The sequence below is a fragment of the Paenibacillus harenae genome, from assembly GCF_030812415.1.
In the GTDB taxonomy this organism is placed as follows: Bacteria; Bacillota; Bacilli; order Paenibacillales; family Paenibacillaceae; genus Pristimantibacillus; species Pristimantibacillus harenae_A.
In genome coordinates this window covers 514,806-538,505 of sequence record NZ_JAUSST010000005.1, presented here as the reverse complement: position 1 = coordinate 538,505, position 23,700 = coordinate 514,806, and the positions used below count along the sequence as shown (strand labels likewise).

The 23,700-nt window shown below is 53.3% G+C and carries 20 protein-coding genes; 1 reads left to right on the top strand and 19 read right to left on the bottom strand.

Features of this window, described 5'->3' with window-relative positions:
- Positions 1 to 232 precede the first annotated feature (232 nt).
- From J2T14_RS20550 to J2T14_RS20520, 7 genes are all read right to left on the bottom strand, one after another.
- Complete coding sequence (locus J2T14_RS20550) at positions 233 to 1,375, bottom strand: glycosyltransferase family 4 protein (protein WP_307473694.1); 1,143 nt, start codon at positions 1,373 to 1,375, stop codon at positions 233 to 235.
- Positions 1,376 to 1,594: 219 nt separating this feature from the next.
- Complete coding sequence (locus J2T14_RS20545; protein ID WP_307473692.1) at positions 1,595 to 2,344, bottom strand: WecB/TagA/CpsF family glycosyltransferase; 750 nt, start codon at positions 2,342 to 2,344, stop codon at positions 1,595 to 1,597.
- A 7-nt stretch (positions 2,345 to 2,351) separates the two neighbouring features.
- A complete protein-coding gene (gene csaB / locus J2T14_RS20540) occupies positions 2,352 to 3,497 on the bottom strand; it encodes a polysaccharide pyruvyl transferase CsaB (RefSeq protein WP_307473689.1) in 1,146 nt (381 codons plus the stop codon).
- Positions 3,461 to 5,596, bottom strand: coding sequence for a DUF5693 family protein (locus J2T14_RS20535; protein WP_307473687.1), 2,136 nt, complete (start codon positions 5,594 to 5,596; stop codon positions 3,461 to 3,463). Before J2T14_RS20535 ends, csaB begins: the two co-directional genes overlap by 37 nt.
- 65 nt (positions 5,597 to 5,661) lie before the next feature.
- Positions 5,662 to 7,389, bottom strand: a complete 1,728-nt coding sequence (locus J2T14_RS20530) for a phospho-sugar mutase (RefSeq protein WP_307473685.1) — start codon at positions 7,387 to 7,389, stop codon at positions 5,662 to 5,664.
- 50 nt (positions 7,390 to 7,439) lie between these two features.
- Positions 7,440 to 7,871, bottom strand: coding sequence for a 3-hydroxyacyl-ACP dehydratase FabZ (gene fabZ, locus J2T14_RS20525; RefSeq protein ID WP_307473683.1), 432 nt, complete (start codon positions 7,869 to 7,871; stop codon positions 7,440 to 7,442).
- A 140-nt stretch (positions 7,872 to 8,011) separates the two neighbouring features.
- Positions 8,012 to 8,569 carry a CDP-alcohol phosphatidyltransferase family protein gene (locus J2T14_RS20520; protein WP_307204843.1) on the bottom strand — a complete coding sequence of 186 codons (558 nt, stop codon included), beginning with the start codon at positions 8,567 to 8,569 and terminating at the stop codon, positions 8,012 to 8,014.
- Positions 8,570 to 8,815: 246 nt separating this feature from the next.
- On the opposite strand from J2T14_RS20520, the gene J2T14_RS20515 reads away from it, so the two are divergent.
- The gene (locus J2T14_RS20515; protein WP_307473681.1) at positions 8,816 to 11,023 is read left to right on the top strand and encodes an Ig-like domain-containing protein; all 2,208 of its coding nucleotides are present in this window, start codon (positions 8,816 to 8,818) and stop codon (positions 11,021 to 11,023) included.
- 83 nt (positions 11,024 to 11,106) lie between these two features.
- Here J2T14_RS20515 and J2T14_RS20510 read toward each other — a convergent pair whose 3' ends face one another.
- The 12 genes from J2T14_RS20510 to J2T14_RS20455 form a co-directional block, all read right to left on the bottom strand.
- The gene (locus J2T14_RS20510) at positions 11,107 to 12,375 is read right to left on the bottom strand and encodes a glycosyltransferase family 39 protein (protein WP_307473679.1); all 1,269 of its coding nucleotides are present in this window, start codon (positions 12,373 to 12,375) and stop codon (positions 11,107 to 11,109) included.
- Positions 12,376 to 12,526: 151 nt separating this feature from the next.
- Positions 12,527 to 12,814 carry a DNA-directed RNA polymerase subunit beta gene (locus J2T14_RS20505; RefSeq protein WP_307473678.1) on the bottom strand — a complete coding sequence of 96 codons (288 nt, stop codon included), beginning with the start codon at positions 12,812 to 12,814 and terminating at the stop codon, positions 12,527 to 12,529.
- Positions 12,815 to 12,830: 16 nt separating this feature from the next.
- Complete coding sequence (locus J2T14_RS20500; protein WP_307204838.1) at positions 12,831 to 13,670, bottom strand: flagellar hook-basal body protein; 840 nt, start codon at positions 13,668 to 13,670, stop codon at positions 12,831 to 12,833.
- A gap of 31 nt (positions 13,671 to 13,701) precedes the next feature.
- Positions 13,702 to 14,565: a flagellar hook-basal body protein gene (locus J2T14_RS20495; protein ID WP_307473675.1), complete on the bottom strand. Its 864-nt coding sequence runs from the start codon at positions 14,563 to 14,565 to the stop codon at positions 13,702 to 13,704.
- Positions 14,566 to 14,732: 167 nt separating this feature from the next.
- Positions 14,733 to 15,725 carry a rod shape-determining protein MreB gene (mreB, locus tag J2T14_RS20490; protein WP_307473673.1) on the bottom strand — a complete coding sequence of 331 codons (993 nt, stop codon included), beginning with the start codon at positions 15,723 to 15,725 and terminating at the stop codon, positions 14,733 to 14,735.
- A gap of 204 nt (positions 15,726 to 15,929) precedes the next feature.
- Positions 15,930 to 16,217 carry a sporulation transcriptional regulator SpoIIID gene (spoIIID, locus tag J2T14_RS20485; protein WP_307204834.1) on the bottom strand — a complete coding sequence of 96 codons (288 nt, stop codon included), beginning with the start codon at positions 16,215 to 16,217 and terminating at the stop codon, positions 15,930 to 15,932.
- Positions 16,218 to 16,397: 180 nt separating this feature from the next.
- Entirely contained in the window at positions 16,398 to 17,138 is a 741-nt protein-coding gene (locus tag J2T14_RS20480) for a M23 family metallopeptidase (RefSeq protein ID WP_307204833.1), read from the bottom strand.
- 82 nt (positions 17,139 to 17,220) lie between these two features.
- Positions 17,221 to 18,444 (bottom strand): stage II sporulation protein D, encoded by a 1,224-nt coding sequence (gene spoIID / locus J2T14_RS20475; RefSeq protein ID WP_307473671.1) that lies wholly within the window; start codon positions 18,442 to 18,444, stop codon positions 17,221 to 17,223.
- 136 nt (positions 18,445 to 18,580) lie between these two features.
- Positions 18,581 to 19,771 (bottom strand): ABC transporter permease, encoded by a 1,191-nt coding sequence (locus tag J2T14_RS20470; protein WP_307473669.1) that lies wholly within the window; start codon positions 19,769 to 19,771, stop codon positions 18,581 to 18,583.
- The gene (locus tag J2T14_RS20465) at positions 19,713 to 20,480 is read right to left on the bottom strand and encodes an ABC transporter ATP-binding protein (protein ID WP_307204829.1); all 768 of its coding nucleotides are present in this window, start codon (positions 20,478 to 20,480) and stop codon (positions 19,713 to 19,715) included. The genes J2T14_RS20470 and J2T14_RS20465 overlap by 59 nt, the downstream gene beginning before the upstream one ends.
- A complete protein-coding gene (locus tag J2T14_RS20460) occupies positions 20,477 to 22,024 on the bottom strand; it encodes an efflux RND transporter periplasmic adaptor subunit (protein WP_307473667.1) in 1,548 nt (515 codons plus the stop codon). Before J2T14_RS20460 ends, J2T14_RS20465 begins: the two co-directional genes overlap by 4 nt.
- Before the next feature lie 217 nt (positions 22,025 to 22,241).
- Positions 22,242 to 23,696, bottom strand: coding sequence for a glycoside hydrolase family 32 protein (locus tag J2T14_RS20455; protein WP_307473666.1), 1,455 nt, complete (start codon positions 23,694 to 23,696; stop codon positions 22,242 to 22,244).
- Positions 23,697 to 23,700 lie beyond the last annotated feature (4 nt).

Below are 23,700 nucleotides of genomic sequence, written 5' to 3'. Positions count from 1 at the left end.
TAGGTCTGCCGGCGGGAAATAGATATCGTTTTTATATGTATATCTTGATGTGAGCGGAGGTCGAGGGATATTCGGCCATTGGATGTTCTAAATAGTATTATAAGGTAACACTATTTCTTCAAAGTTGGCATGTATAGCGGAAATACTTAAAAAAACTATACTTTTACAACAAAAAGCTCCGAGCCTCTTGATACAAGGGGCTCGGAGCTAGTTCAGGCATTAATATTAGTTATTATTTCGAACGCGACTCCGCGTTGACTTTGGTCCGCAGGAAGATGCGGTTCAGGAAGCTAATAAGCGGCTTGCGCGTCTTGTCAACAATACCGGTAACCTCGGCACCGATCTGCAGGAAGAACATGAGCAAGCAGATAACGGCAAACGTAATCCAGTTGGCCGCGCTCGATTGCACGATCGTCGATTGCACGATCGCAAGTCCGCCGAAGATAGCGGCTACGCCCCAAATAATGAGGACGGTCTTGCGGTGGCTAAAGCCAAGATCGCGCAGGCGGTGATGCAAGTGGCCTTTGTCCGGCGCGAATACCGGGCGCTTATTCACCCAGCGGCGAATGATCGCGAAGAACGTGTCCGAGAGCGGTACGCCGATAATGAGCAGCGGCGTAACGAAGGATACGATCGTCACCTGCTTGAAGCCGAGCATGGAGAGCGTCGCCAGGCTGAAGCCGAGGAACAGCGATCCGGAGTCTCCCATGAATATTTTCGCAGGGTGGAAGTTGAATGCAAGAAACCCGACGATGCCGCCAAGCAGCAACGTACTAAGCAGGATAATAGGCTGGAAGCCCATCAGCGATGCCATTACGACGATCGTCGCGATCGCGATACCCGAAACGCCTGCAGCCAGCCCGTCCAAGCCGTCGATCAAATTAATCGCGTTCGTAACGCCGACGATCCACAGAATCGTAATCGGAATCGCGATCCAATGCGCGATCGGCTGCATGGACTCGCCGAACGGAATGTTCAACAGGTCGATCTTAACATCGAAGCCGAAAACGACAACGCATGCTGCGGCAATCTGGCCGATCAATTTCACTTTGGCCGACAACTCAAAGCGGTCGTCGAGTGCGCCAAGCAAAATGATGATTGTCCCGCCGACAAGCAGCGCATTAATCAGCTTCATGTCGCTCGGACGCAGTAATCCGTCAGGTAACAATGGGGACAATAAGAAGAATCCCCCTACAAATGCAATATAAATAGCTAACCCGCCAAGACGCGGCATGATGCGCGTATGTACCTTGCGGTGATTCGGTTTATCGATTGCGCCGACTTTGAACGCGAGCTTCTTAACGAGCGGCGTCATTACAAGAGCTAATACAAGAGAGATGATGAACCCTATCGTGTACAGCAAGCCTACTGGCATTTTGTGCAACTCCCCTTTTCTTAAAATATAGGACCAAGCATAAAAATCGCTCTTTATACTTAAACCTATATTTCCTGCGTGAAACATCCGCCTGGCCATCAATGAACGGGCATGACCGTTTACGCACGTACCGAAGTGAATTATACTCCGATTGAAAAAGAAACTCCAATCCCGTTTTCAACCGATTTTCACGGTTTTGCGAGATATTTGCGGCTCTAGTCAAGGTTTTGTTACGTTTTCTTTGTCGTGAAGCACTTTCACGACGAATTTCGGCAAGGCAAGCATTCTTTTGTAGCGTTTTGGCTCTTGCAGCAGGCGATAAAACCATTCGAGACGAAGCTTCTGGAAAATAGCGGGTGCCCGCTTCAACCTGCCGGAAATAACGTCGAAGCTTCCGCCGACACCCATGATGAGCGGTACGTTCAAACTTTGCTTATGCTTGACGATCCATGGCTCTTGCGTGTCCGCGCCGCGCGCCACGAATAACAGATCGGGAGCAGCCTGCCGAATCGCTTCGACCACTTCATCGTCCTGCTCGGCCGTGAAGAAACCGTCCCGGCAGCCAACGATCCGGACTTGCGGGTACTGAAGCTGCAGCTTCTCCGCAGCCGTCTCGATAATCTCCTGCGTCGTGCCCAGCAAGTACACCTTCCACCGGCTCCGCTCGCCCTGCTCCATCAGCCGGTTCAACAACTCGATGCCCGTTACCCGCTCGGCAACCGGGTTGCCTACGTACTTGGCGGCCCAAACGACGCCTGCGCCGTCCGGCACGATCAAGTCGGCCTTCAGCATCATCCGCTTATAATTCGGATCGTTCACCGCCGTCATAATCATGATCGGATTAGCCGTAATGACATGCGTAGGTTTTCTTGCCTCAATGGCTGTTGTAAGTAAACGGACCGTCTCGTCCAAATTCAGTTTCGAGAACGGTATGCCATAAATCGGCACGGTTGGTTGATTATTCGACATGAGGAAGTCACCTCGATATAGTATGACGCAAGAAATGCACGATTTGTTGCGCAGGTTTTTGCGATTGGTCTATTAAAAGGTCGATTGCGCGCTTATGCTTGTCCTGCCACTGCGTACGCTGTTCAAGCAATAAGCATGCCGCATCGGCGAAAGCTTCGGCGTCAAGCTGCTCGGTCGTGCCGATCGGCGTTAACCCCAATCGATTCAGGAACTGATCGATCTTCGGGTCGTAGGACAGGCCGAGCATCGGAATGCGTTGGCCTGCGGCATAGATAAGCGCGTGCAGGCGCATGCCCAGCAGCGCGTCGCACCGGCTGACCTCGAGCAGCATCTGCTGCGGATGGTCGCCGGGAGCGGCCAGCTCGGCGGAGCTTCCGTCGCCGAGCCGGCCGCGCAGCCGTTCCATCACCTGCTCCGACGTTTCCGTGTCGGAGGGGGTGTGGAACGGTAGGAAGCGCAGCCGCACAGGCCGGCGGCGCGAAAGCGCGACAAGCGCCTCCGCGGCGCGCGCCAGGTCCGCGCCGTCGCTGCGCCAGCGGCGCAGCGAGACGCCGATGACCGGCGGCGTCTCGCTCGCGCCTTCGATCGCTGCCGCCTCGGCGGCCGGCAGCGGCAAGCCCATAACCGGATCGGGTACAACCTCGATCCGGTCCGCAGGGACCCCGATCCGCCCCAGCAAAGCGGCGGATTCGGCGTCCCGCACCGAAACATACTTGCTCCGCTCCATCACATGGCGGATCAACGGATCCATCCATCGGCGGTTCACCGGGCCGATGCCCTGCGCGTACGCGAACGTCGGCTTGCCGAGCAGTTGGGTAAGCTTCATGATTCCGGTATAATACGGAATCGTCATCGCCCCCGTCGCATCCTGCAGCAGACTGCCGCCGCCGCTGATGAGCCCGTCGCAGCGCCGGAGCGTCTTCAGCACGTCGGCCGGACGCATCCGATGCGCAGCTTCAACGCCGTACGTCCTGCTCGTCCGCTCCGGATCGACGGACAAGACGATAGGTTTAACCGTTACGCCCTGTGCCTTGCCTTCCGCCTCAAGCGCGAGCAGGATAGAGAGCAGCACCGCCTCATCCCCGCTATTGCGGAAGCCGTAATAGCCGGATATCGCTATTTGCCGTATTTGCGTATGAGAATCGGTGCCCATTTCCTCAAAACTCCCTCCACAATTTGCCACGCGACAATCAGAATGCAGCCGATAACCGCACCCGCGCCAAGTCCGAGCAGAACGCGGATAGCCGAGATATGAAGCGGCGTATGCAGATGCGCGAACGTGTCAACCATCGACAGCTGGCCGATCGAACCGACAATGACGAGCAGCCAAGCCGCACGATAGCGAAGCGACAAGAATAATCCAAGCAGGAAGAGCGGATGCGACAGCAAAAACTCCTTGAAGCGCGGCCGTACGCCGAACGTCTTCTCCAGGATGTTGCGGATCACAAGCTCAATCGACGATACCGATCCGGCGTTGCCCGTACGGGACAGGTAATAATAGCCAACCGCGCCAATAACAGCGACGAGCAGAACCCACGTAAGCGTGATCGGCTGGGCTAGCAGCTTGCGTACATTAAACTGCTTCGCATGGCCGGTATACAGCAAGACGTAGATTGCAACAAGCGCAATCGGCGCCAGATGCAGCACGCTAACGCCTCGGAATTGTTCTAATACAAGATTGTACGTAATATTGTTCAACAGGCCGAATACTAGCGGAACGGCAATTAACGAGATCAGCGTCGTTACGACGAACCAATTGATCGCCAGTCCAAGTCGCTTGCTCACGGATGGAGCGGCGAATACCCATTTCAAGCGGCCGTTCTTCTCTCCGGCCGGTACCTGCTCATCGGCCGCTATGGACGCTTGGCTTCTGCCGACTGACCAATCGTCGCCGCCGACAATGCGGCGATCGCCTACGGTGCGCGACGTAATCCGGTTCATCGCCCAGATGAGAGCCAGCGTCGGCGCCGCAATCGCCGCACCCAAAGCGAGCGCTTGTTCCATAATCGAGCTGTTCAGCTTGTACAGCCCCGCGCTTCCTACAAGTCCAATCAGGAAGACCGGAATGCTAACGCCGGGAACGAAAGCGCCTGCCATAAGCGTTATAAGAGCAATCGCTCCCAATGCTACAACGGCGCGGAGCGGTTTCGACCACGACGGTTGATCATAATCGAACGCCTGCGGCTCACCTGGAACGAAGCCATGCTCGGCAAGCGTGGCTACGGTGCCGCTGTCTCCACGCATAGCTTGGCTTAATTTATCCAAATTATGAACGAATTTGCCTTTGTCCGAATTCCCTTCCACCATGCCGTTAAGGAAGAACATTCTAATATTACGGTCTTTCGCCGCCAACAAGAAACGGTCCGCAATCGCCCCGGGCGACATTTCCATGCCGTCTTCGGCGGAAAGCGAATAAAGCCGTACAAGATTATAGTCTGTATTGTAAGCTAAATTATTTAACCCTTTTGGCTGCTTTTTCAAATTTTCGACCGCAATTAATCCCATATTGTATTTGTTCAGCAATTCAGAGACTCCCAACAAGCTCTCTTTATCCGAACCGCCCTTGACATTATCTCCGTCAAAAAGCACTTTAGTTACGCCGAATTCACTCATCATTCCAAGCTGCCTGTCCAAATCGGCCTGGTCGTATGGCTGAATCTTGTTCGAGATGCGCGGCAAAATCTTAAAGTCCGCGTCGCGCAGCTCTTGAAGCGTCATCGGGTCAAAATCCATCGTTTTCATCACGGCTTCCGCGACAGGCATCTCGACAACAAGCCCGTTGCGGCCCTCGAAGGACCAATCGCGGTAGACGGCTTCGGAGCGGTCGAACGCTTCGCGTACGATCGGTCCGATCTGCTCTTCTTCTTCCTTGCCGCTGAACAGAATATACGTATAGTTCTGCCCGGTCGTCTCGAACTTGCCTTGCAGCAACGCCGCATCGCGAGCGTTGAAATACATCAGCCTGCCCGACTGCACGAGTTCCTTCAGGCTGCTCTCATAGACAGCCATCGTCGTGATGCCCGAATCCTTAAGCAGCCCGAGCTTCTCCTTTACGAACGCCCGCGGCTCGGCTTGCAAATCCGACACCTCAACAATATCGCGGTAGTCGAATACATATTCAACGTTCTTTGACGTCTTCTCCATTTCCATCCGAACCAGACCGAGCGGCATAGCCGCCGCCACGCCAATCAGCGTTATGACCCACAGCCATATTTTCGCGTGCCGGTTCCATTGCTGAAATCTTAAAAGCACGAAACTCCTCCGTTCCAAGAAACCTCTTAAGTAAAAATCATTACTGCCTGTCCAACTATTACTGTCTATGCCCCACGATCAACGCGTGCCATAACCGCCGTTATTAAAGCTTGCAGCGATTCCCCCGCGGCATCCGTCGATTCGCCCTTCACGGCAAAATAAACCTTAATCTTCGGCTCCGTACCCGATGGACGCAAGCAGAACCACGAACCGTCCGCAAGGAGATACTTAAGCACGTTTTCCGGACGAAGCCCGTCAAGGCCTCCCGCGTAATCCAGCACTTGTTCTACCTTAACGCCGCCGATCTCGGCAGGAGGATTCCCGCGCCAGTCATCCATGATGGCAGCGATCTTCTGAACGCCATCGAACCCTTTGAGCGTGCGGGATTCCAATCCCTCCAAGTAAACGCCGTGTTCCGCATACAGCTCTAGCAGCACGTCATACAACGTCTTCCCTTTGCTGCTGTAGTAAGCGGCCGCTTCGCAGATCAACAAGGCAGCGACAATCGCATCCTTGTCACGCGCGTAGGTGCCGGTCAGATAGCCGTAGCTTTCCTCATAGCCGAATAGAAATGCGCGTTCGCCCGTTTGCTCGTAATGCGTCATTTTCTCGCCGATATATTTGAACCCGGTAAGCGTATTTTCAACCGCAACGCCATAAGACAATGCGATGTTCGCTCCCATCTCGCTCGTTACGATCGTCTTGACAACGACGCCATTGGCCGGGAGCTCGCCGCGTTCTTTCAATTGGCTAAGCACGTAATGAACCATTAGCGCACCCGACTGATTGCCCGTCAGCACCACGTATTCGCCTTCGTTGTTTTTAACGACCGCGCCCATACGGTCCGCATCCGGATCCGTACCGACAATAATGTCGGCGCCCGACTTCTTCGCAAGCGCTATCGCCAGCGTGAAGGCCTCGCGTTCCTCCGGATTCGGCGACTTGACCGTGCTGAAGTAACCGTCAGGCTGCTCCTGCTCCGGCACGATATGAACGTTGCGGAAGCCCGCTTCCTTCAGCACCTCGCGAACCGGCATATTGCCGGATCCGTGCAACGGCGTGAACACAACGCTGAAGTTCTCGCCGATCTCGCCTTTCAGCAGTTCGGCATTCAAGCTTTGCGCAGCAACGGTTTCGATATATTGACGATCCGCATCCGTACCTAACCACCGAAGCAGTCCTTGCGATTCCGCTTGCTCGCGGCTTATACGCTTAATCTCGCCGAAATCTACGATTTGACCGATCGATGCGATAACCTGCTCTGCATCCTCCGGGATGAGCTGGCAGCCGTCTGATCCGTATGCCTTGAACCCGTTGTATTCAGGAGGGTTGTGGCTTGCCGTAATGACAATGCCGCTCGCCGCGTTCAGCGCGCGAACCGCAAAGGACAATTGCGGCGTAGGACGCAGCCCTTCGAACAAATACGTCGTAATCCCGTTAGCCGCCAGCACAAGCGCCGAGTCCAGCGCGAATTCGGGCGACAGATTGCGGGAGTCATGCGCGATAACGACCGACGGCTTGCCGCCTTCAGCGCTTGCCTTCGCAAGCAGCCAGTTTGCAAGACCTTGCGTCGCCTTGCCGACCGTATAAGCGTTCAAACGGTTCGTCCCTGCACCCATAACGCCGCGCAGACCGCCTGTCCCGAATTCAAGATCGCGATAGAAACGATCCGTTATTTCCTTCTCGTCGCCGGCGATGCCGCGAAGCTCCGCTTTCGTCGCTTCGTCGATGAGCGTATCGTTCAACCATGCATCGTACTTGGCCGCAGCCGCATTAAGAGATGAATTAGTCATTTTAACATAACCTCTTTCTTATATAATAGATTTTTGAATGGATTTCCTATTTAGGAACGATCGGATAACGCGAACATAAGCTCGCCTTCGGCTACGACTTTATCACCGACTTTGGCAGTCGCTTTTCCTTTGCCGATAGGCCCTTTGAGGCGCGTAATCTCTACCTCGAGAATGAGCGTGTCGCCAGGCTTTACTTGGTCGCGGAAGCGGAAGCCGTCAATGCCCGCGAAGAAACCAAGCTTGCCGCGATTCGCTTCAACCATAAGCATCGCAACCGAACCGACTTGCGCAAGCGCCTCTACGATCAGGACGCCGGGCATAACCGGATAACCGGGAAAGTGGCCTACGAAGAAAGGTTCGTTCATCGTTACGTTTTTGAGTCCAACGGCCTTTACGCCTGGTACAACCTCCAGAATACGATCGACGAGCAGAAACGGAGGGCGGTGCGGAATGATTTCTTGGATTTGGTTAATATCGAGCATGTTAAGCAATACCCCTTTCGGAAAGTTCATTGGTATAAAAAACGATGTTTTAACTAAAACTGATCCTATCCTTCATGAAACTGCAGTTCGTGGAGGTTAAGATAAGGGAAGCTTGGCTATGGGACCCGAAGTGTCCCCGGTCAAGCTTCTTTTTTCTCCGGTTCGCCTTCTTGCATATTAAGCGGATCGGCAGCAGGCTTATTAAGCGCCTTGAATAGAGCGATATACATAAAGGAAGTAATAAAGGAGAACGCAATAACCGCCCATAGGTACGATTCGGCGAATGGCGCCCCAAAGAAAATAAACATAATCGCAGAATAAAACAATATCGTCGTCAGTTTTCCCATCCAGTTGGCCGGTACGGTCTTCTTGCCCCGAAAATGATAAAACATTCCTCCCGCTATCATGCCCAAATCGCGCAAAAACATCGCTGCGGCTGCAGCCCATGGTATAAGGCCGGCAAGCAACAACGATAAGATGACCGTTATGAGCATAAGCTTGTCGGCAAGCGGATCGAGCATCATGCCGACCGTCGTCACTTGACCGCTCTTGCGAGCTATGTACCCGTCCAAAATATCGGTGATGCCGGCGGCGACCATAATCAGAAAGGCTGGGATCATATGGCCGTTCGCGAATACGCCGATGTACACCGGAATTAACACGAAACGCAATGAGGTTAATAGATTCGGCAGATTCAAACGGTCACACTCCTTTGCCTATTCCTGACTTTCGCGCAGACTCCAAACTATTATACAACTACCATATGCAAATGAAAACCGCGCATGCCCCTGAGGGGCAGAAGTACGCCGCGCGCCTGCAAAATCGTTATAGTTCTCTATACCCAAAAAGGAATAATATTCCGCTTTTCTCTTCATTTCCAGCCTTTTCTAACCGTTATTAGTAGAAGACACTATTACTAATGAAGCAGAAAGGAAAGGGATGCAGTGAATTTACGTTTAGATTGGAATTTGTCGTTCATGCAGGCGCGGAAGTGGCTTGCTGCCGCTCTGGCACTTATGCTTATTACTACTTCGATGACAGGAATAGCCTATGCGGCGGGGGATACCGTTACCGGGATCGAATTCGATTATGATGCCGAGGATTTCAATAGCAGCACCAATGCACTCGATCTTAAGATCGAATCGGATAAAATCAACGTCACGTTGTTTGCGTCGGTTTCCGGCAGCACGACGAAGAAAAACGTCACTTCAAGCGCAACGTGGAAGTCGTCCAACGCCTCGATCGTTAAAGTCGAGAACGGCGTCCTTACCGGCCTTGGCAAAGGAACGGCGACGATTACGGCCACTTATAGCGGATATACGGCCAGCATCAAAGCAACGTCTGACTATGTATACGATGAAGTAACGCTTAAAGATACCAACGGCGGAAGCGACATTCCTGCCACGCAATCTATTGAGCTTGGACAATCGCTTGAATACACAGTCTACGGCATCAAGGGCAATGACAAAGGCATTGATATTTCTACCGAAGCAATTTGGTCCACTTCAAACGCAGCGGTCGCTACCGTCGTTGACGGCACGGTCACGCTTGTCGGTACCGGGTCGACGACGATTACGGCGAAGTTCAAGGGGAAGAGCGACTCGGTCGTACTCACCGTCTCCTCCCCATACAAGTCGATCGAGCTTAACCGAACAGGTATGCTCGAGCTTGAGATCGGCACGGATGATACGAAGCTCACTGCTACAGTAACAGAAAAGGATACACTGAAAGCAATTCCAGTAACGAACGAAGCCAAATGGACTAGCTCCAGTACGGCTATCGCGACGGTTGATAAAGGCTCCATTACGCCGGTTAGCGCAGGTAAAGCAACGATCACCGTCTCATATCTCGGTGTTACGACTTCCATCGAAGTGGTTGTTCGCACGGCCTACCAGTCGATTAAGCTGACCCCGGAGAAGGAACACCATATGTTCCTCCAAGATGATCTCTCGATCAAAGCAGAGGTGTTAGATAACAAGAATGAACCGGATGAGGTAACCAACGAAGCGACTTGGACATCGTCCAACATACTCGCAGCTACCGTTACCAACGGCGATGTAACGCCTAAAGCTGTCGGCACAACAAAAATCACAGCCTCCTACAAAGGCGTAAGCCGCAGCATAGATGTTACTGTATACCCTAGCATTAACGCCGCTAAGGCGGAGACAACCGAAATCGACGGCTTCGCCTCGGACAGCGGCGAGCTTCCGAAAGTAACCGCAACGATCTTCGACGGCTCGCAGACCGACGTCAGCAAGCTTGTGCAGTGGACAAGCTCCGACGAGAAAGTGGCTACGGTCAAGGACGGCAAATGGACAGCCGTTGCTATCGGCGAAGCCGTTCTGACCGGCAAGGTGCAAGGGCTAACCGTAGAAGCGAAGCTGACGGTCCACGTCAAACCGCTTAAACTGATCGCAAGCACGAAGGAAATGAGCGTTATTCTCGGCAAGGAAACGGCATTGCCAAGCATAACCGTTATTAACCAGGACGGCGAGGAAGAGGATGTAACGGGCTCCGTGAAGTGGAAAACGACATCCGATAATATCGTATTGAAAGCCGAGTCGGTTAAAGGTCTTGAGGTTTCGACCGTTACGTTGACGGGCACTTACCTGAACAAGACGGTAACCATCAAAGTCCGAGTTGAAGAAGAGATCGTCAAACTCGTTGTCGAGCCGACTTCTCTGGCGCTTAACCCTGGACGTTCGAAGTCGATCAAAGTAACCGGCTACTACAAAGACGGCAACAAAATTTCGCTCGGTTCGAAAATGAACTGGGAGGTCAATCCCGATACGCTTGCTTCCGTCAACGGCAGCTCGGTGAAAGCGATAGCGGTTGGCAGCGGCAAAGTATCCGGTTCTTATCAAGGCAAGAAGATAGAGATCGCCCTTGTCGTTACCCCTAAGCTGAAGTCGTTGTCGGTATCGTCCAAGACCGTTTCGCTTAGCCCGGGCGCAGCATTCGCCGTGACGCTAACGGCGAACTATACGACCGGCAGTCCGGTCAATGCAACGGCTAACGCGATCTGGACAAGCTCCAAGCCTAACGTAGCTACCGTCGCAGACGGGAAGATTACGGCAGTAAGCAAAGGTACTTCAACGATCAAAGCCAGCTTTGGCGGCAAAAGCATTACGGTACGCGTATCCGTCAAGTGATGCTCCCATCCTAACGAAAAAAAGCCCTTTCTCTTCCGGTCACGGAAGCTGAAAGGGCTTTTCATTTCGCTATTTACTATTTACTAATGTTTAAAGCTCGTTGTTTCATCGGAAGGTGCCGTGACTCTCTTCTGTTTGCCATACTTCTGAGCGAACCAATCATACAACCGTTTAGCGGTATCCGCAGACAGCAACAGAATGAGAGGTATGAGCGTAAACGTATATCTCGCTTCCGCCACATAAATGAGCCTCAGCGCCGTCATCGATACGACCAGCAGGGCAATGAACAGCAGCAGCGGCTGCGAGCGCCTGTACCGCAACAACGCATAGATCGTGCCTAGCGCTCCCAGCAGCATAAGGAGGAAGTGCAGCGGCAAACCGTTCATCGGTATGATCGTATACCATGGATCATGCCCCGTGCCCGTGTAGACCGGGCCATACAAATAGACAAGCTTGCCGACCGTATACCAGCCGAGGAAGGTCAGAGGGAAATGCTTGAAGCCGTATATAATGCGCTCCTTGGCAACTTCCGTCTGCGAATCTTCCGCTTTCGCGTGGATCGGCACGATTGTATTCTCGTAGTTCTTGTACTCGAACGTACCGGCGTACAAAGGATTTTCCATCGTCGACAATAAAATGAATTTATCGAACGTGACCATATTGCGAACCCACCACGGACTCATCAGCACGGCGAATACAAGCATCGTCATACCGAAGACCGCCAGCACTTTCTTGCGGCTTTGCTTCAGCTTCCAGCCGTAGAATACGACGAACAGCAGCGCAACCGGCAGAAACTCCGGCCGAGTAAGCACCAGCGCCCCAAGCGCAGCGCCTGCCGCCAGCGACCAAGGAAGCGACAGCTTCTCATAAGAGCGAAGCTGGAGCGTAACGTACAGCACGAGCAGGAATGTCGCCAGCACCTCGGTTAGAATCGCTCCGTTCGCGTAGACGAACGGCGGATAGACGGCAGCCAGCAGCAAGGCGACCAGAGCTTGCGATCGACCGAGCTGCCGATAGGCAAGACGGAATATGAACGCCATCGTGGCGAGACTTAATAACACTTGTATGTATCTAACATAAGGGAAAGGATCATGCTGCTTATAATCAACCGCCTTGTAGATGCCCGCCAAGAAAAGCGGAAAACCCGGCGTCACCTTCGCGTTCGGCTGCTCGTCCTTATAGGCGTAGATGCCTTCCTCCAGCAGCTGTCGAACCATCAGATTGTAATATTTCGTATCGTGGTTTTTCATGCTGTGCGTCGACGATGCGACGAAGTCGAAGCGTAGAAATGCGCCCGCCAGGAATATAACGGCAATTGCGCCCCAGTACCATTTTGCACGGGATTGATTCATATTCTCTAACCGCCTTCTCCTGTCTGTTCCGTTCATAAACTTAACCCCATGCAGCATGGATTCCGCAAAAAAAAGACCACGCTCGGCAGTCGCTCCTGCAAGAGCATGATCTCATTAAATTATCCGTACGAGCACGCTGCTTCGTACATCATTACGAATCGGCAAACACCAGATCGTATAGATGCTGCCAAGTCGACCAACTGAATACTTCATCTCCCGGCCCGTTGCCAAGCACGACATAACCGGCATACAGACCTGAAATAAGCATAATGACCATAATGACTGGTACAATGCTCTTGCGCAATATCCAAAAAGCGATGTTTGCGCCTTTGGAACGCTGCTCTTTAGTTTTAGCCTTCGTCTTCGAACCTTCACGCTTCGGGGTATCTTCGCCCTCGCCCCTGCCGCCATTGTCGACTCGTTCATCGGCCATATTCATTCACCATCATCCTATCTTATGCGCGCAAACTGTTAGCAAGCCCCATCATCGTATCGCTGGAGGAGAGAGCCCGGGCAGCCAATTGATAAGCGCGCTGTACGCTTATAAGCTCCGTCATCTCATCCGTCATCTCGACGTTGGATTGTTCCAGATAGCCTTGGTTAACAGTAACGCCATTATCGCTGCCAGGCACGATGAGCTGAACGACGTCTCCTTGGTTGATTCCGTCGGCGATAATGAACAGATTATCCGCCACCGCCGTCAATGCCGCAGGACGCGTCGCTTGCAGCAGCTTCACGCTGCCAAGCTCGATCGTCTGCTCGGACGAGACGCCAAGCACAGTGCCATCCGGATTGACGCGCAGGCTGTAACCCTGCGGTACGACGATCTGCCCGTCTACGAGAGCACCCGTCTGATCCCTGACTCTTCCGACTACAGGGTATCCGTCTTCCGTTGCCAGTATGGTATCACCGTTTGCGTTAGGCGTCAACTGGAAGGCGCCGTTGCGCGTATAGGCAAGGTTGCCCGGGCCGTCGACTTCTACCTCGAATAACGCATTGCCTTCAATGGCAAGATCCGTCTCTTTATCCGTCGCTTTGACCGGTCCTTGCGATAAATTCGGCTGCACCATCGTCATATGCGAACCCCAGCCCTGGTTGAAGTTAATCGGCGACAGCCTTCCCGGCTGATTGAATGCCTCCGGCTGTCTTCTGACGTTCGTCAGCAAATCCTCGAACGTCGCTTCCTTCTTCTTATAGCCTACCGTATTCGCGTTCGCTATATTATCGGCGAGCAGATCGAGCTTCTGCTGCAGCCCGTTCATCGACACCATCGCATTGATCATTGAACCGTTCATGCCAAGCCTCCTGACGCAATCTCGTTATCGGTTAGATGCGGCCGATCTCGGTAACCGCTTTGCCTAAGCTTTGATCGTAGAATTGAATAACCTTCTGATTCGCCTCGTATGCCCTAAGAGCCGCCATCAAATCGACCGATGCTTGTGCAGCGTCGACGTTGGAGCGCTCGACATACCCTTGTCTTACTTCGATTCTCTCGCCCGCTTCGATCGCGCGCGCTTCGCCGTCTTCGCCTTCGAAGCGGAAGTTGCCGTTGCCGTCGCGAACGAGCTCGTTCGAATTATCCACCCGCGTGATCAGAAGCTGCACGCCAAGATCATTGCCCTCCGGGTCGACGAATCGTTGGTCGTCGGTCAGCACCAGATTCTGAAGTCCCGTTCCGACGGGGAACTGAATCGGCCGCCCGCCCGCCCCAAGCACGCTCGAGCCGTCGCTCGTCATGAGGAAGCCGTCTTCCGTCAGCGTGAACTTGCCGCCCCTCGTATAGCGCACTTCTCCGTTCGCGTTCTGCACCGTGAAGAACGCTTGCGGCTGGAACGTCACTTCGCCGTCCTCGCCAACCGACTTGCCGGATGCGTCGAACACGAGCCCAGGCACGTCAATATTGGATATAAGAGCAAAGTCCGATGCGTTATTCGTCTGCATCAAGTCGCCTTGCAGATGGATCGACAAGCTCTCTTCGGCGAACACGCCGCTCGTTAACTTACCGATCTTCACTTGATCCTTCGGCTCGACGCCCGTAAGCGACAAGAGCATTTCAGGAAACGCGCGCGACACCGCATTCGTCTGCTTGTAGCCCGGCGTATTGATATTAGATATATTATTCGTTACCGTATCATGCCTGCGCTGCTGCGCGATCATGCCTGCGGCGGCTGTATATAATCCTCTTAACACGATTGTGACCTCCTCGTGGCTTCCATTCCAGTACCTCTATATGTTATCGGTTGAAAGCAAGGCCGGCTGAATAGCATGTCTATGCGACCTTTGACTTATTTGCACCTCGGCTCGCCCCCCTATGGCTTCCTACCCGCGCAAATGCGGCAAAGGCCGTCGCTCTCGCCTTATTTTTTACCGAGCTTGTCCAAGTTATCGAGCAGAATGCCCGTCCCCTTCACGACGCAATGCATCGGATCTTCGGCGATCAGCACAGGTACTTTAAGCTCCTCCGCGAGCAAGGCGTCAAGTCCGTCGAGCAAAGCGCCGCCTCCTGTCAGAATGACGCCGCGGTCGATAATATCGGCCGACAGCTCGGGCGGCGTGCGCTCGAGTACCGACTTCGCTGCCGATACGATCGACATCACCGGATCCCATAACGCTTCGCGTACCTCGTTCGAACGAATCGTAACCGTCAGCGGAAGACCCGACACCATGTCGCGTCCGCGAATATCGATTTCGTTCCGGCGTCCGTCCTCGTATACCGTGCCGATCTTGATCTTGATATCCTCGCTCGTTCTCTCGCCGATCAGAAGCTTGTACTTGTTCTTAATATATTTCATGATAGCGTCGTCGAACTTGTCCCCCGCGACTTTAATCGAAGAGGAGGTAACGACTTCGCCCATAGAAAGAACGGCTACATCCGTCGTACCCCCGCCAATGTCGACGACCATATTGCCGCTAGGCTGGAATATGTCCATTCCAGCCCCTATAGCGGCAGCCTTCGGCTCTTCTTCCAAAAAAACTTCCTTCGCGCCGCTGCGTTCCGCCGCCTCGCGAATCGCTTTCTGCTCCACCGACGTAATATTCGTCGGAGCGCAGATCAGAATGCGCGGACGGCTGAACCACTTGCGGCCTTCTACCCGGTCAATAAACGCTTTCAGCATGATTTCCGTAATTTCGAAATCGGCGATAACGCCGTCTCTCAGCGGACGAATCGCTATGATGTTGCCTGGCGTACGGCCTACCATCCGATGCGCTTCCTCGCCAACGGCAAGCACGCGTTTCGTGTCGCTCTCGATGGCAACGACAGACGGCTCGTCGAGCACAACGCCTCTTCCTTTCACATGAATGGAAACATTGGCTGTTCCAAGATCAATCCCGATATCCTTGCTCAACATAAGGCTTAAGTCCCCCAACGAATAATGATTGCAAAACGTACGTTTAGTCCCTCTTGACAGAGAAACCGCTAGTGTACATTATTCGCCAAAAAGATTGAAATTCCTCTACAAATCGATGAAATAATTTCATGTTGTGTCAACGTTTGTCGACAAACCTATGGATTCATTCTAGTTGGACGGCGTCAGCCGCCTACGCTTGCCTTCTCACACTTTGCCTGCGGCAATGACCTCGCGCTTCTTCGAGCTCGTTTTTTTGTATTTGATTTTGGTCGCTTCCCCTCCTCTTAAGTGCCTAATCGATTTGTGGTACTCGAGAATGTGCTTAACCTGGTCTGCCAGGTCGGGGTTGATTTCCGGCAGTCGTTCGGTCAAATCCTTATGCACCGTACTCTTGGACACGCCGAACTCTTTGGCGATCGTTCGCACCGTATGCTTCGTTTCAACGATGCAGCGGCCTATTTTAATGGTTCGCTCTTTGATGTAATCGTGCACGTTCCCGCCTCCCTACTCGAGATAGTTTGGTACATTATATGAGTCGAGCGGGTATATATTCGTTGTGGCCAAGCGTGACAAGCCCGATTGCCAAATAATTTTCAAAAAAACAGAAACAGGCAGGGGGAATGTCCCCTGCCTGTGCGTCTCCAGCGCTGTTTTCACGCTGCTTCAGACGTGTTACTCTTTGATGAACTCATTCGGATTAACCGGATCGCCGTTCACGAGCGTTTCATAATGAAGGTGAATGCCTAGATCGCGTTGAAGATCGTTTCGGCCCGCTTTTGCTATAACCGTGCCTTGATTCACCTCGTCGCCTTCCTTAACCGTTACTTCCGATACGCTTTGGTATACCGTTGCAAGCTCGTCCCCATGCGAGATCTCGACCGTAAGGCCATTCGTCGGATGTTGGTACACCTTCGTTACCGTACCCGAGAGAGCTGCAGCTACGTCGAATGTTTTGCCTGTTGGATCTACGAAGTCAACGCCTGTGCTAAGTACGAACTTGTTCTCGCCGACTTGGACGAGAGCGTTCTCCTGCTCCGTTGCCGGAAGCTTGTCATCGTAGAATGGCGTCTTTACAGTAATTGCTTCTTTGTTGACCGGCCATTCCATCGATTCGTTGCCGGCGATGACCGGCAATGCGCCTTCTTCGCCTGCATTCGTTTGACCGTCACCTTGAGTCTCTTCAGTAGGATCGGATGTTACTGCTTTGTCTGTGGTAGTGTCCGATCCCTGATAGATCCAAAGTAAGGTTACGATAATTGCTGCCGCGGCCATGAAGAGCGCTGGGGATACCCATCTTTTAGCGAATAGGCTTCTCCATCCACTGCTAGACTTGGCGGCAGACGTTCCTCCCAGAACGTTTTTGGGAGTTTCTTCTGGTCTTTGCTTCGGTTTGTTCTGATTTTGTTCATTCATTTTTATATCACCTCACTAGCCATTGTTGCCAGAACTGCTAGGTTTATACGTGAGGCAATACTAATTTTTGAAAGATTATAAGCTATGACCTTTGGGCCAATTGCGCCGATAGCTTGGAAGCTTGTTCGACTGCCGTACTAGAGTAGTAATGGGCGAGTATAGAAGCTGCGCCCGCGCCTTCCTTAGCCATCCCGTTCGCTCCCCATTGGCTCATGCCGACACCGTGCCCGTAGCCGTAGGTCGTAATCGTAATATAATCTCCCTTAACGCTCCATGTGAATTGCGAGGAAGCCAGCTCTAGCTTCTCTCTTACCTCGCGGCCGGTGAACACTTTATCGCCTATTCGAATCTTGCTGATGCGATTGCCTTCCGTTCGCTCTATGATACGAAGGGACGACTTCGCGAACCCTTTTCTCTTAACGCCCAGCTTCTTGTGAAACTCGCTTAGCTTGAGGCTCACCGTTTCTTTATATTTAGGCGAGATCGCCTTGTCCCATGGACTTTCCACGCTTCGCAAATATGGAATTTGCTGCTTCCAATAGTCTTCCGAGTTCTCTGTATAGCCATTGCTCGTCGAGAAAAAAACGGCTTCGATCGGTTCGCCCTCATACGTAACGACAAGGCCTCTCGTCTCATCGATCGCTTTACCCAGCTTGGCCATGTTCGCCTTGCGCTGCGCCTTCGTCCATTGCCCCTCCAGCTTCGCCAGCGGCGTATACACCTGATGCTGAATCGTATCGGTTACGTCCGCGCCATGGACGGACGCGTCGCTCTCTTCTCCTTGCATTAACCGTCGGACAATATACGTTCTGGCGGCAATCGCCTGCGCCTTCAGCGCCTCCAGCTCGAAATCGATAGGCATCTCCGCCGCGACAACGCCGCGGACATACGTTTCGAGCGGCACATTCTCGATGCGCTTCTCCTTCGTCAGATAAACATGAACGATCAGACCGTCCAGCTCGCTTGATGTTTTGGGCGCCGCGGCCTTTTCATCCTCTTGCTGCGGTTCGTTCCGTTCCTTCACGTTAACGTCGTTCTTCTCATCCGGTTCTGCCTGCCGCAGCTGTGCGGCCGTCTCCGTTATTCGGCTTGCCGTCTTCTCTTTAACTGACGTCCCTTGCGATTCTGCTGTCTCCGACTCGGCGTAACTTGCCGCAGGCACGGAGCGAAGCTCGTTCAATGAGAGCCTAATCAGCAGGATAGATGCGCCAAGCATCGCTCCAATGCCGAAGAGAGCTAACCATCGCTTGACCGTATGACGGCGCAACAACGAAACTACCAACTGTGTTCTTTTCCCTCTGCTCATGCGCTCTCCTTCCAACTAGGCCGAAGAGAGCGAATAGAATGTTGCGATGATGTCCCTATTGCTTATGCCGCTCTCTTAAATCGACCCTGATGGTTCATTCTATGAGAACGAATAATAGGGTAGAACCTCTTGTCTCCTAATCGTAACGAAGAGCGTCTACCGGCTTCAATCCCGCCGCCTTGTTCGCAGGCAGATACCCGAAGATAACGCCGACGAGGGCGGAGAAGGCGAAGGACAGCAGTACCGTATCGCCCGGCACCTCCGTCTCCGTATGCATGACCAGCCCGATGACGAAGGAAGCGATATAACCAAGACCGATGCCCAGCGCGCCTCCCAAGCCGCTTATGCACACGGCTTCTACGAGAAACTGAAACAGAATATCCCGTTTCTTGGCGCCCAGGGACTTGCGTATGCCTATCTCGCGCGTCCGTTCGGTAACGGACACTAGCATAATATTCATGATTCCTATCCCGCCCACAACGAGTGAAATAATAGCGACATAGATCAGTTGCCTGTTCATCGTTTCATTGACCGAATTCAACGTCTCCATCGCTTCCTCTTGATTGAAGACGCGATAGGCGTTCTCGTTGCCCCTGAACTTCTCATAGAGCACCGCTTCGATTGCCGTTACCGTCGCGGACATCAGATCGGTATCCGCGACGAGCAGATTGATCGTCGTTACGCCGCTTGTTTGAAATATTTTTTGCGCCGTCGTAATCGGAATCAGTATTTTCTCGTCGTTGGAGCCTGCAATTGAAGTGCCTTGCGATTCGAGCAAACCGACGATCGTAAAGTTATAGCCGTTGATCGTTATTTTTTTGCCGACGGCCTCGGCCGGATTCTCGCCCTCTTCCCCGAACAGGTCGGTCGCCGTATCGACGCCGATCAGCGCTACTCTCGAGGCATTATTAATGTCAGGCGGAGCAATGTATCGTCCATCCTGTACGGGAAAGTCCTTGACCTGTTCGTATGCTGGCGTTATGCCCTCCACGGCGACCGATGCTTGCGTCTTTCCGTACTTCGCGTACGCGTTGCTGCTCGTTACCGGCGCAACGCCTTCTATATTCATAACATCGCCGAGTTCGTTTGCTTCGTCAACCGTAAGCGACGTTACGGTGCCCCGGCCTGTGATGGTAGCGGACAATGAATTCGGACTTCCGAGCGAGGACACCTGCTCGGCCACCTCGTTGGATGACGCCTTGCCCATAGCGACAAGCGCAATGACGGTCGCAACGCCAATCAATATTCCGAGCATCGATAGAATCGTTCTAAGCTTGTTCGATAAGACGCTCTTCACGGCCATTAACAAGCCTTGCGTAAGCTTCATCGTCATTCCTCCTCCCAAGCTCCGTGAGCACCCCATCCCGGATGACAACCGTACGCCTGGCCCGTTGGGCCACCTCCATATCATGCGTGATGAGGACGATCGTCTGCCCCGTTTGATTCAATTCCTCCATCATATTCAGCACTTCCATGCCCGTCTTGGAATCGAGCGCGCCTGTCGGCTCATCGGCGAGGAGCATAGGCGGATTCGTCGCTAACGCGCGCGCGATAGCAACCCGCTGCTGCTGACCGCCGGACAGCTCGCTTTGCCGATGATGCAGCCGGTTGCCGAGACCGACTCTCTCCAGCGCTTCCTTGGCCAGCTGCTTTCGCAGCTTGCCCGGCAAACCCCGATAGATAAGCGGGAGCTCGCAGTTCTCCAGCGCCGTCAGTTTCGGAAGCAGATGATACCCTTGAAAAATAAACCCGATTTTTTGGTTCCTCATCACCGTTAGCTTATTGTCGCTCTGCCCGTTCATCTCTGAGCCTTCCAGCTTGTAGCTTCCTTCACTTGGCGTATCGAGACAGCCGATGATGTTCATAAGCGTCGACTTGCCCGAACCCGAGGGGCCGACGATCGCCAGAAACTCGCCATGATCTACCTTGAGCGAGACATTGTGCAGAACGGTTGTTTTCTCCCTCGCCATCATATAATACTTGGTTACGCCGTCCATCTCGATTAACGGGATATAGCTTTGGTCGTTCACGCTCATCGCATGCCACCGCCGCCCACGGCACCGGTGCTGCCGCGTACGGCGCCTCCGCCTCCCATTTGGAAGCCTCCGCCCATCTGGAAGCCGCCTCCAGGGAAGACTTGCATCTGAACTTCCGTTTCTTGCTGTCCGCCTCCCATGCCGGCAGTACCGGAAGCAATCGGAATCAGCACGCTATCTCCTTCATTCAGTCCCGATACAATTTCAACAAAAGCATCGTTGCTAAGTCCCGTCGTCACTTCGACCAGCTGTCCGCCAAGGGTCAAAGACTCCATCATCGCCGCACGCATGTTTTGGCGCTCGCTGGATGCCGTGCCGCCAGCGCCGCCTGTTGGCCGTTGCTCCATTCCTGCGGATGCGCCGCCTTCACCTGCAGGTGCTTGAGCGTCACCGGCTGATGTTCCACTGCCTGCCGGCGCTTGACCCTCCGCAGCCGTTCCGCTGCCTGCCGGTGCTTGACCGCCTCCGGGTGCGCCATCTCCACTTTGAGGAGCTCCATCTGCCGGCGGCGCTCCGCCCTCTCCCATCGGTCCGCCTTCACTGGACCGCAAGCCTTGTCCGCGACCACCCGTCTGCTGGCCGTCGCTTTCCGCAGCGCCTTCTTCTCCGGTCGACGGCACGCGAACGAACGATTTGCCGCCCATCTCGACAACCGCATCGACCGGTACGAGAACGATGTCCTCTTTCGACTCGATGGTTATGGACGCTTCCCCCGACATGCCAGCCATAACTCCGTCGATGTCATTCAGAAGAATGCTCACCTCGAAGGAAGACGAGCCGTTGCTGGACGTGCCTTCGCGCGCGATCTCCGACACCGTCGCGCTGATTGTCCGATCGGCGATCGAGCTAAGCGTAATGTTAACCGCTTGGCCTGCCTTGACCGAAGGAATGTCCAGCTCGTCGACAGTCGTAACGAACTCAAGCTTCGTATAATCAACGATGGTCGCAATCGTCGTATTGGCTTGAACCTCATCGCCCGCCTCGATATCGAACTCCGTAATCTCGCCGTCGATCGTTGCCGATACCGACTTTGCCTGCTCGCTCTGCTCATCATAAATACCTTGCAAATCATCCTCCAGATCGGCTAATTGCGAATGGGCATCCTCAATGCTTTTTTGAATCTTTTCCTTTGTTTCCTCTTCGTTCTCCGTACCTATCGCAGCTTTATAGTCTTCTTGATACCCTTCAATCGTATTCTGCAGCTTTTCCTTATTCTCCTGAATGGTTTCAATCTGATCCTCATAATCGTCCGAATCCTCGAACGTCACGATCGTCTGACCCGCCTTCACTTTATCTCCTTTTTTCACATGCACCTCGGCGATCGTTCCGCTCTTGCCGGCGGTCAGCGTCTCGCGCGAGTTCGCGGCCACCGAGCCCGTACCGCTAATTTGGTTCACAATGGAGCCCTTCGTCGCTGTTACCGTCTGCGCGACGGGCGTCTCTTCGGCCCCTTCCTTCTCTTTCCCGAAATAATAGTAATACGCTCCCGCTCCGGCCGCGGCAAGAATGATAACGATGCCTAGCCAAATCGTCCACTTCTTCATTTGCTTTACGCCACCCTCCATCAGACTTGATCGAATCGACTATAGCAAACGAAGATGAACGGGAAATGAACAAGCTTTCATTCCGCTCCGCTAAGATGAATGCCGCTCTTCTCGCATTTTAGTGCCAACTTATTGAAAAAGGGCATCGCCGCATTCCTTCCAATAGGAGAGAATGGGCGATACCCTGATGTTCGCATCATGAAGCAGATTTGCGTACCTACTGCAAATCCCATTTCTTGAAGGATACTATATCACAGGAACCTTTAGCATACGCTTTAATGCCAAGCGATTGCGCGCCTGGGTAGATACGGCCCGTCATTACTTTCGCGCCGCCTTGAATAAATACTTCAACGGATGACTTGTCGACGAATACCCGAAGCTCCAGAAGCCCTTCATTCAGTTCGACTTTCGTCATGCGCTCGCCGCCCAGTCCGATTCCGGCCTTGTCGCGGTTAAAGCGGAATCGTCCATCCGCAGGGCTATAGGATAATACCGTCTCTTCATCGCCATGCACGCGAAGCTTCAAACCGAATTCTTCGGCTTGTTCCGCACGGAAAACGACCTCGAGCTCGTAGCAGTCTCCGCTTACGCCCAAGTCCCGCTCGCCGTCTATCATTAGATTAGAAGCCTCATAACCGTTATGGCGATAATTAGCCATTTCATCTATCGGTTTAAAATGCAAAGCATTTCCCTGCATCACGACCTCGCGCGGAAGAGACATCGCTCCCGCCCAATAGTGTCCAAGCTGCGTCGGAATTTCCGTCTCCCAAGTTTCCATCCAGCCGATGACGATGCGTCTTCCCTTATCGTCAATCGTCGTTTGCGGAGCGTAAAAATCAAAGCCGCAGTCGATTTGTTCATACCGGTCATACAGGAACCGACCTTGCTCCATGTCCAAACGGCCAATCATATAGGCGGTCGAATGCAGATTTTGAAAGTCGTCCCCTTGCGCCGGCATGCGCTGAGGCGACAGCATAAGCACGTCATGCCCCTGCAGCTCGAAGAGGTCCGGACATTCCCAGTTGTCCCCCATATGTCCGTCGCTTCGCGCGATTTCATTTACGAAAGTCCAATTCAGCAAGTCTTCCGACCGATACATTAATAGAAGTCCGCTGCCCATTCCGTCATTCGACCCTAAGACGGCATAATAAACGCCGTCACGCTCGAACACCTTCGGATCGCGAAAGTCCTTTTGGCTGACGTTTGCCGGAATTTGCTCCGGCCGGATCACCGGATTGCTTGCAAGCTTCCGGAAATGGACGCCGTCATCGGACACGGCCATATTTTGATTTTGACTATAGTGCAATTCCTTGTCCGGCCCAGTCACGATATGCCCCGTATACATCAAATACAGCATGCCGTCCTTCTCGATCGCACTGCCGGAGAAGCATCCGTCGCGGTCGTATTCCTGATCCGGCGCTAAGGCTACCGGCAAGTACTCCCACTTCATCAGATCGCGGCTGACCGCATGACCCCAATGCATCGGGCCCCATGCCGGCTGATACGGATAGTGCTGATAAAACATGTGGTATTCGCCGTTATAATAAACAAAGCCGTTCGGATCGTTCATCCAGCCGAACTCGCTCATTAAATGGTAGCTCAGCCGGTACTCCCCTTTCAGCAAATATTTTCTGCTCTCGATAAACTTGTCGGCATTCTCGCGTGTGTACATAATA